The organism is Runella limosa DSM 17973 (assembly GCF_000482465.1).
GTDB classification, from domain to species: domain Bacteria; phylum Bacteroidota; class Bacteroidia; order Cytophagales; family Spirosomataceae; genus Runella; species Runella limosa.
The window spans coordinates 120,819-131,823 of the sequence record NZ_KI519421.1 but is presented as its reverse complement, the minus strand read 5'-3'; the positions used below and the strand labels follow the sequence as shown (position 1 = coordinate 131,823).

4 protein-coding genes are annotated in these 11,005 nt (G+C 47.1%); 3 read left to right on the top strand and 1 reads right to left on the bottom strand.

Features of this window, described 5'->3' with window-relative positions; all coding sequences use genetic code 11:
- Positions 1-12: 12 nt before the first annotated feature.
- From K339_RS0116330 to K339_RS0116320, 3 genes are all read left to right on the top strand, one after another.
- Positions 13-6,831, top strand: a complete 6,819-nt coding sequence (locus K339_RS0116330; protein WP_157607621.1) for an Ig-like domain-containing protein — start codon at positions 13-15, stop codon at positions 6,829-6,831.
- A gap of 89 nt (positions 6,832-6,920) precedes the next feature.
- Positions 6,921-9,059: an Ig-like domain-containing protein gene (locus tag K339_RS36030; RefSeq protein WP_084332235.1), complete on the top strand. Its 2,139-nt coding sequence runs from the start codon at positions 6,921-6,923 to the stop codon at positions 9,057-9,059.
- Positions 9,060-9,121: 62 nt separating this feature from the next.
- Positions 9,122-10,045: a T9SS type A sorting domain-containing protein gene (locus tag K339_RS0116320; RefSeq protein WP_037300908.1), complete on the top strand. Its 924-nt coding sequence runs from the start codon at positions 9,122-9,124 to the stop codon at positions 10,043-10,045.
- Between the two features lie 86 nt (positions 10,046-10,131).
- Here K339_RS0116320 and K339_RS0116315 read toward each other — a convergent pair whose 3' ends face one another.
- On the bottom strand, positions 10,132-10,896 hold the full coding sequence (locus K339_RS0116315) for a T9SS type B sorting domain-containing protein (RefSeq protein ID WP_169731865.1): 765 nt from the start codon (positions 10,894-10,896) through the stop codon (positions 10,132-10,134).
- Between the last annotated feature and the right edge of the window lie 109 nt (positions 10,897-11,005).

The following is an 11,005-nucleotide window of genomic DNA, read 5'->3' as shown; positions in this document are numbered from 1 at the left end:
TTCTGTTACGAAGTGAAGGACAATGTAGGCTTGAAAGATACGGCTTGTGTGGTGATTAACATCATTCCAACGCCGACGCCAGGCAACGACAAGCCAATTGCAGTAGATGACAATACGCAGACGGAAGTGGGCACGCCAGTGACGATCAACGCGAAGGCCAACGACAGTGACCCAGATGGGAATGCGACCTTGGGTACACCAGTGAAGTTGACGAATCCGACGAACGGAACGGTGACGCAGAATCCAGATGGTACGTTTGTTTACACGCCGAATGCGAACTTTACAGGAACGGACAAATTCACGTACCGCATTTGCGACAGTGGCACTCCAAGTTTGTGCGATACGGCGACGGTAACGATTAATGTAGTACCAGTGATAGCTGGTAACAACCCACCCGTGGCCGTTGACGATGCGAACGTAACGACGAAAAATACGTCAGTATCGGGCACAGTAGCAGCCAACGACAGCGATGTGGACAACACGGCAGCGCAGTTGACATATACGAAAGTGACGAATCCGACGAACGGGACTGTGGTACAGAACGCAGATGGAACATACACCTACACGCCAACGACAGGTTTTGTCGGCAGCGACCGTTACACGTACAAAGTATGTGATCCAAGCGGGGCGTGCGATACGGCAACAGTGGTGATTGCGATTTTACCACCAGCGAACAATCCACCGATTGCGACGAACGACATCGGTGAAACGCCACAGGATAAGCCGTTTACGGGGAATGTGTTGACCAACGATGATGACCCCGAAGGGGGACCATTGACGGTGACAACGACGCCAGTGACACCACCGACGAAAGGAACGGTGAGCTTGAACCCAGACGGTACGTTTACTTATACACCAAATCCAGGAGTAACGGGTCAAGATGGTTTCTGTTACGAAGTGAAGGACAATGTAGGCTTGAAAGATACGGCTTGCGTGGTGATTAACATCATTCCGACGCCGACGCCAGGCAACGACAAGCCGATTGCAGTGGATGACAATACACAAACGGAAGTGGGCACGCCCGTGACGATTAACGCGAAAGCGAACGATAGTGACCCAGATGGCAATGCGACCTTGGGTACACCAGTGAAGTTGACGAATCCGACGAACGGAACGGTGACGCAGAATCCAGACGGTACGTTTGTCTATACGCCGAATGCGAATTTTACAGGAACGGACAAATTCACGTACCGTATTTGTGACAATGGCAGCCCAAGTTTGTGTGACACGGCGACGGTGAGCATTAATGTGGTACCAGTGATAGCTGGTAACAACCCACCCGTGGCGGTTGACGATGCGAACGTAACGACGAAAAATACGCCAGTGTCAGGAACGGTAGCGGCCAATGACAGCGATGTGGACAACACGGCAGCGCAGTTGACGTACACGAAAGTGACGAACCCGACGAACGGGACGGTGGTACAAAACGCAGATGGAACATACACCTACACGCCAACGACAGGTTTTGTCGGCAGCGACCGTTACACGTACAAAGTATGTGACCCAAGCGGAGCGTGCGACACGGCAACGGTGGTGATTGCGATTTTACCACCAGCGAACAATCCACCGATTGCGACGAATGACATCGGTGAAACGCCTCAAGACAAACCGTTCACAGGCAATGTGTTGACCAACGATGATGACCCCGAAGGTGGACCATTGACGGTGACGACGACGCCAGTGACGCCACCGACGAAAGGAACGGTGAGCTTGAATCCAGACGGTACGTTTACTTATACACCAAATCCAGGAGTAACGGGTCAAGACGGTTTCTGTTACGAAGTGAAGGACAATGTAGGCTTGAAAGATACGGCTTGTGTGGTGATTAACATCATTCCGACGCCAACACCAGGCAACGACAAGCCAATTGCAGTAGATGACAATACGCAGACGGAAGTGGGTACGCCCGTGACGATTAATGCGAAGGCCAACGATAGCGACCCAGATGCCTCAGGCACACCAAATGGAACGTTGGGCACACCTGCGAAGTTGACGAATCCAACCAACGGAACGGTAACACAAAATCCAGACGGTACGTTTGTCTATACGCCGAATGCGAACTTTACGGGAACGGACAAATTCACGTACCGCATTTGTGACAATGGTACTCCAAGTTTGTGTGACACGGCGACGGTGAGTATCAATGTGGTGCCAGTGATAGCGGGCAACAACCCACCAGTAGCGGTTGACGATGCGAATGTGACGACGCGCAACACGCCAGTGTCAGGAACGGTAGCGGCCAACGACAGCGATGTGGACAACACGGCGGCTCAGTTGACATATACGAAGGTGACGAACCCGACGAACGGGACGGTGGTACAAAACGCAGATGGAACATACACCTACACGCCAACGACAGGTTTTGTGGGCAGCGACCGTTACACGTACAAAGTATGTGACCCAAGCGGAGCGTGTGATACGGCAACAGTGGTGATTGCGATATTGCCACCAGCAAACAATCCACCAATTGCGACGAACGACATCGCTGAAACGCCACAGGACAAGCCATTTACAGGCAATGTGTTGACCAACGATGATGATCCAGAAGGTGGACCATTGACAGTAACGACGACGCCAGTGACACCACCGACGAAAGGAACGGTGAGCTTGAACCCAGACGGTACGTTTACTTATACACCAAATCCAGGGGTAACGGGTCAAGACGGTTTCTGTTACGAATTGAAGGACAATGTAGGTTTGAAGGATACTGCTTGCGTGGTGATTAATATCATTCCGACGCCAACACCAGGCAACGACAAGCCGATTGCAGTGGATGACAATACGCAGACGGAAGTGGGTACGCCAGTGACGATTAATGCGAAGGCCAACGATAGCGACCCAGATGGGAATGCGACCTTGGGTACCCCTGCGAAGTTGACGAATCCAACCAACGGAACGGTAACGCAGAATCCAGACGGTACGTTTGTCTATACGCCAAATGCGAACTTTACAGGAACGGATAAATTCACGTACCGCATTTGTGACAATGGCACGCCAAGTTTGTGTGACACGGCGACGGTAACGATTAATGTGGTACCAGTGATAGCGGGCAACAACCCACCAGTGGCGGTTGACGATGCGAATGTAACAACGCGCAACACGCCAGTATCGGGCACAGTTGCGGCCAATGACAGCGACGTGGACAACACGGCAGCGCAGTTGACATATACGAAAGTGACGAATCCGACGAACGGCACGGTGGTACAAAACGCAGATGGAACATACACCTACACGCCTAATACGAACTATGTGGGCAGCGACCATTACACGTACAAAGTATGTGACCCAAGTGGAGCGTGTGATACGGCAACGGTGGTGATTGCCATCTTGCCACCAGCGAACAATCCGCCGATTGCGACAAACGATATCGCTGAAACGCCACAGGATAAGCCGTTCACGGGCAATGTGTTGACCAACGATGATGACCCCGAAGGAGGACCATTGACGGTGACAACGACGCCAGTGACACCACCGACGAAAGGAACGGTGAGCTTGAATCCAGACGGTACATTTACTTATACACCAAACCCAGGGGTAACGGGTCAAGATGGTTTCTGTTACGAAGTGAAGGACAATGTCGGTTTGAAAGATACTGCTTGTGTGGTGATTAACATCATTCCAACGCCGACACCAGGCAACGACAAGCCGATTGCGGTGGATGACAATACGCAGACGGAAGTAGGCACGCCCGTGACGATTAACGCGAAGGCCAACGACAGCGACCCAGATGGCAATGCGACCTTGGGTACCCCTGCGAAGTTGACAAATCCGACGAACGGAACGGTAACGCAGAATCCAGACGGTACATTTGTTTACACGCCGAATGCGAATTTTACGGGAACGGACAAATTCACGTACCGCATTTGTGACAATGGCAGCCCAAGTTTGTGCGATACGGCGACGGTGACGATTAATGTGGTACCAGTAATTGCTGGCAACAACCCACCAGTAGCGGTTGACGATGCGAACGTGACGACGCGCAACACGCCAGTGCCAGGAACGGTAGCGTCCAACGACAGCGATGTGGACAACACGGCAGCACAGTTGACGTACGCTAAAGTGACGAATCCGACGAACGGGACGGTGGTACAAAACGCAGATGGAACGTACACGTACACGCCTAATACGAACTTCGTGGGCAGCGACCGTTACACGTACAAAGTATGTGACCCAAGCGGAGCTTGTGATACGGCAACAGTGGTGATTGCGATCTTGCCACCAGCGAACAATCCTCCGATTGCGACGAATGACATCGGTGAAACGCCACAAGACAAACCGTTCACAGGCAATGTGTTGACCAACGATGATGACCCCGAAGGTGGACCATTGACGGTGACGACGACGCCAGTGACACCACCGACGAAAGGAACGGTGAGCTTGAATCCAGACGGTACGTTTACTTATACGCCAAATCCAGGAGTAACGGGTCAAGACGGATTCTGTTACGAAGTGAAGGACAATGTAGGATTGAAAGATACGGCTTGTGTGGTGATTAACATCATTCCAACGCCGACGCCAGGCAACGACAAGCCGATTGCGGTGGATGACAATACACAAACGGAAGTAGGTACGCCCGTGACGATTAACGCGAAGGCGAACGATAGTGACCCAGATGGCAATGCGACCTTGGGTACACCTGCGAAGTTGACGAATCCGACGAATGGAACGGTAACACAAAATCCAGACGGTACGTTTGTTTACACGCCGAATGCGAACTTTACTGGAACGGACAAATTCACGTACCGCATTTGCGATAATGGCACGCCAAGTTTGTGTGACACGGCGACGGTGAGCATTAATGTGGTACCAGTGATAGCTGGTAACAACCCACCAGTAGCAGTTGACGATGCGAACGTAACGACGAAAAATACGCCAGTATCAGGAACAGTAGCGGCCAATGACAGCGACGTGGACAACACGGCAGCGCAGTTGACATATACGAAAGTGACGAATCCGACGAACGGCACGGTGGTACAAAATGCAGATGGAACATACACCTACACGCCAACGACAGGTTTTGTGGGCAGCGACCATTACACGTACAAAGTATGTGATCCAAGCGGGGCGTGCGATACGGCAACAGTGGTGATTGCAATCTTGCCACCAGCGAACCAACCACCGATAGGTATAAATGACATCGCAATTACACCTCAGGATAGCCCAGTAACTGGAAATGTGTTGGTTAATGATGATGACCCCGAAGGCGGCCCATTGACGGTAACAACGACGCCAGTGACGCCACCGACGAAAGGAACGGTGAGCTTGAACCCAGACGGTACGTTCACTTATACGCCAAATCCAGGGGTAACGGGTCAAGATGGTTTCTGTTACGAATTGAAGGACAATGCAGGTTTGAAAGACACGGCTTGTGTGGTGATTAACATCATTCCTAATCCTAAGCCTACCAATGATAAGCCTGTAGCAATTGATGACAATACGCAAACGTATCAAAATGCTGCGGTTGTCATACCTGTGAAGTTCAATGATACAGACCCAGATGCAGCAGGAATGCCAAATGGTACGTTAGGTACGCCAGTGAAGTTGACAAATCCGACGCATGGCACGGTTATTGCAAATGCAGATGGTACATTTACTTACACGCCAACGACAGGATTTGTTGGGTCAGATAGTTTTACGTATCAGATTTGTGATAACGGAACGCCAAGCTTGTGTGATACTGCAACGGTAACAATCAATGTCCTTGCGCCACCACCAGCAGGTAATAGACCTCCTGTAGTTGTTGATGATGCCATCATAACTTCGGTGAATACACCTAAGAGTGGTGATGTGTCTAGAAACGACTATGACCCAGATGCTGGCCAAACGTTGACTTTCAGCAAACAGACAAACCCAAGCCATGGTACAGTTGTCTTTAATGCGGATGGAACCTACACTTACACGCCAACAACAGGTTACGTAGGTTCGGATATATTCACTTACAAAGTATGTGACAGTGGAAGCCCGCAACTTTGTACGCTAGGGACGGTGATTATAGCTGTTCTTCCTCCAGCTAACAAAGTTTGTTTGCAAGCCAAAGTGTATTTGCAAGGAGCATTATTTGGGGTATTGTTACCAGATACCTTGATGCGTGATGACTTACGAGTGAAAGGTTATTTGCCAACTACAAGTCCATATCCAGCAATGGGAATGACAGGCTTGACTACGGCCAATACCAGTACTTTGGCGGTGGTTGGCGCAAGTAGCCCATCTGGTAAAGATGCTATTGTTGACTGGGTATTCATCGAACTACGCAGTAAGACAAGTCCAACGACTGTAGTGGATAGCCGTTCGGCGCTATTGCAACGTGATGGTGACATCGTTGATGTGGACGGAGTAAGTACGATAACTTTCAATTCGGCTTCGCCAGATAGCTATTATGTAGTTGTAAAACACCGTAACCACTTAGGGGTCATGAGTAAGACACCTGTGGATATGACAAATACATGTGGTGTGATTGACTTCCGCAAAACAACGACGCCAACTTATAATTTGGACGAAACCAACGTAGTCAACAAAGCCCAGGTGGATGTTCTTCAAGGGGTTGCGCTGTGGGCTGGTAACTCACTCTTCGATAATCAAGTGATTTATCAAGGAACGGATAATGACGTGAACGTTATCTACCAGCAAGTAATCAACTACGTAGGCAATGTCTTTGTAAGCAAGTTTTACACGCTGAAAGGCTACTATACTGGAGATATTAATCTCAACGGAGATGCCATCTTCCAAGGTACAGGTAATGATGTAGAATACATTTACCAAAACATCATTAAGAACCATCCTGGCAATACCTTAGGACAGAAGTTCTTCATCATTAAAGAGCAAATTCCCTAACCAACAATAGAGTGGAAGCCTACCAAGGCTTCCACTTCAAACTCGATACGAAAGAAGAAGCAAAAACCAATTTTAAACCTTAAAAATTTATGAAGAAAGCTCTCTGCCTCGTTTTTGGGCTTGTAATGGGAATGATGAACACGCTCTGGGCCCAGCAATCCTCAAACACCGTTAATTACAAAGTGACCTTTGACGCAACCAGTCAAACCTACACTGCTTGGGTAATTCCTAATTACAATGTTCCAAACACCAACAATGCTGGAACCAGTGAAATCGGAGCCACGGCCCAGTTTACCCTTGTTGTTCCCAAAAATTTTGTAATTCAAAACATTACGGACGTCAAAGGAACGTGGGACAAAGCTCCCGACAAACTTGGTCAAGGCCAAGTTGCCAACGGAGCAACCCAATCGTATCCTGCAACCATTCCCAATAATATCGCTTTTTATGTGATAGGTAAAACGACTGATGAAACCAACTATGGCTCGTTTGCCAATGGAACACCCGTTGCATTATTTACTTTTAAAAGCTCTACTTGTTTTGGGCCAGTGCGTGTACTTCCGCCAGGTGATCCATTTATCACGGCAGCCAGTTCAACCTATAGCTTAAACGTGGCCAACAGTTTTTATTCACGTTCGGGACAGCCCGCGGGTGGAAATGTTGACCCAAGAGAGCAATTCCAAAACGTAAGCGGTGGCCCAGCCTTGTGTAGTAGCCCATATATTTTTGCGTATGATGATGATAACATCACCAATCAAAATACGGCCGTTTCGGGAAATGTGCTCACTAATGATGACTTATCGACGGGTACAGGACCACTTGTGGTTACGACTACTCCAGTTCAATCACCTGCGCACGGCACAGTGGTATTAAATGCAAATGGAACTTATACTTACACGCCAACGAATGGATTTACTGGAAACGATAGCTTTGTGTATCGAGTTTGTGATAGTGGAAATCCTGCTAATTGCGATGAAGCAACCGTAACTATTTCAGTTCGACCAATTAACCCATCGGGAAATAATCCTCCTGTGGCTATTGGTGACAAATTCGCAACTACGCAAGAACAACCTATTTCGGGAAATGTCATTTTAAACGATAAAGATCCTGATGCAGGCCAAACCCTCACAGCATCAGTGATTCAGCAACCAACACATGGTACATTGACTTTTAATGCAAATGGTACGTTTATTTACACACCTACTACAGGTTTTACGGGAGATGACTTTTTCTTGTATCGTGTGTGTGATAATGGAACGCCCGTTTTGTGTGATACGGCTAGGGTTGATTTGAATGTCTATCCTGCTAATTCTGGAGCAATTCCACCAACGGCCAATGATGACTTGTTTTTTAGAACTCCTACGGGTACGGCAACGGGAAATATTGTAGCCAATGACAAGGACAATTCAAATACGGGATTGGATATAACGACCACGCCTGTATCTGGTCCAACCAACGGTACCGTGGTAATCAATGCAAACGGAACATTTACTTATACGCCCAACGCGGGTTACACTGGAGGAGACAAATTTGTGTATCAAGTTTGTGACCGCCAAAACCCTAAACAGTGTGCTACAGCAACGGTGTTCATTTTGGCGCAAACCGTAAGTACAGGCAGTGCAGATTTAAAAGTAACCAAGGTAGCAGACAAGAAAACAGCGGTGGTGGGCGATGAGATTACGTATCGCGTTGTTGTTAAAAACTTAGGCCCAGATGCGGCGACTAATGTTACCCTGAAAGATAGCTTAATGTCGGGTATGCAGTTTGTGAGTGCAACTGTCAACAAAGGAACGTATTCAAACCCACTTTGGACTATCCCAAGCATTGCATCGGGAGATAGTGCTGTGTTGACCTTGAAAGCCAAATTGTTGGGTGAAGGAGTTTGGTTTAATACCGCGAAAATCATTGGTTCAGACCAAGCGGATCCTGCGTCAGACAACAACGAAGCAAGTGCTTGTACCACCGTGCCTGTGAAACTGTGTGTAGGTGAAAAAGTGGAAGTGACTGTTCCTGCTACTTATACAAACGTACAATGGTTCAAAAATGGTGGAAATACAGCGGTGGCAACGGGTAACGTGGTGTTACTAACGGAGATTGGTACTTACACTTATACCGCAACCAACGGGGCTTGTCCAGCGGGAGGGTGTTGCCCAGTGATTATCGAAGCAGGGGTAAATTGCTGTCCAGTGCAGCTATGCGTACCTGTGGCGGTGAAAAAACGTAAAAAATAACAACAGTAACAAGGGGCTGTAAAAAGCCCCTTGCTATCCTAACCAAGTTAAATAGGATGAAAATGAGATTTTTAAAACATGGAATCGCTTTTTTATCACTTCTTGTAAGTGGTACGGGCGCATTTGCGCAAAGTGCATCACCCCTGGGTGTTCATTATATGGTAGATTATGATGCAACACAGCAAACTTATACAGCTTGGGTAGTGCCACAATACAGTACCCCGAATCGCTATAATTCAGATTCGGAAGAAAAAGGGGCGACGGCGCAGGTGACAATCAAGGTGCCAAAAGGTTTTAAGTTGACAAACTTAGAGGATATTCGTGGAAACTGGGATAAAGCTCCCAGCCGAATTGGAAGCGAAGCTCAGTTTTTAAAAGCGGGAGCTAATCAACAATTTGAGTATTATATCGTAGGAAAACAAGCCGCCGAAACCAACTACGGTGTTTTCAAAGAAGGAGAACCTGTGGCACTTTTTCGTTTTAAAGGCACGGGGACAAAACCAGAGGATGTAACGGTGTTGGATACCAGTGATCCGTTTGTTGAGATTGCCAATAAATCAATGTCGTTGAATGTAGGTAATAGTTTTTATTCACGTTCTGGCCAACAACCCAGTGTATCGGTTCGTCCGCTTGAACAGTTTTCTCAACCAATTACGTTGCCAAAAGTATTGGCACAACTTGCTAAGAAACTTCAAGCGAGTATTGGGAGTATGTCTAATGAGTTGGAAGAAGCAGCGGGCTTAATCACCTATCCCAATCCAGCGATAAATGACGTGCATGTGAAATACTTTTCGAAAAGTGACGGTGGTAAAGTTCACATTGAATTAATTGACCCGTCAGGTATTGTAAGATACGAAGCGTATGAAACTGCAAAGCAGGGAATAAATACATTGAAGATTAATGTAGAGAAACTTTCTTCGGGTTCTTATTTAATCCGAACTGATAAGGACAACAAGATAATCACCAAGAAATTCACAAAAGGGTAAGGGGATAAAAGGAAGAAGACGAATGGTTTTCGTCTTCTTCTTAATCAATGGATAGGGCTATCATTTTAGATAGTCCTATTTTTTTATTATTTTAACAATAAAACCTTTCCCGTTTGTTGCCAATTTTCATTAAAAAAATCAGTGGCCTTGATCACATAGGTATATATCTGATTGGGAGCTTGGCTACCATCAGGCAGTAATCCATTCCAGGAGTTTGATAGTGAATCTGACGTAAAGATTTCAACCCCACTACGGTCAAATAATTTTAACTGAAATGTTTGGATTAAATAGGAAGAGATAACCCAAGTGTCATTGATGTTGTCATTGTTGGGGGTAAAAACATCGGGTGGATAAATACCTGGCAGGTCTATTAACTCATACAAGGAAGAATACAGTTCCGTTGTAACTACTTGGCCGTTGACTTCGATGGTTATAGATGCCGTAACTCGGTAAGTATCATTGGATTTTGACTGGTTTGGTAAGGTAAATCGCTCTGCATATTGCCAATCTGACACGTCTGTGGGGGGCGCGTCAATTTTGCTGACTTTATACTGGATTAAATTTGAATGACCAGGAAAAGGAGAGTTCCACTGGAGTGTGCGCCCTCTTCCTTTCAAATAAATGGTACAAACACTGTTGGAAGCGTCCGAAATTTGACCGCAACTATTCTCGGTTTTGACGTAATAACAGTAGCTTCCTGCCGAAGGATCTACCTCTGTATCACTAAATTGAGATGAGGTGGTCGTAGCTATTTTTTCAAATGAGTTTGACGAAAAAGAAGTACGATAAAGGTGATACCTTTCGTTGGGTTGTGCGTCCAATATCTTTACGGTCGCTAATGAGCCCTCCACAGTCGCTAATACTGATTTTTTTACTTGAGGGGCGTTACATTGAGCGTAAATTTGAATTGGAAATAAAATTATAGTATAATAGTCAAGAAAACGCATTTTCAGTTTGATT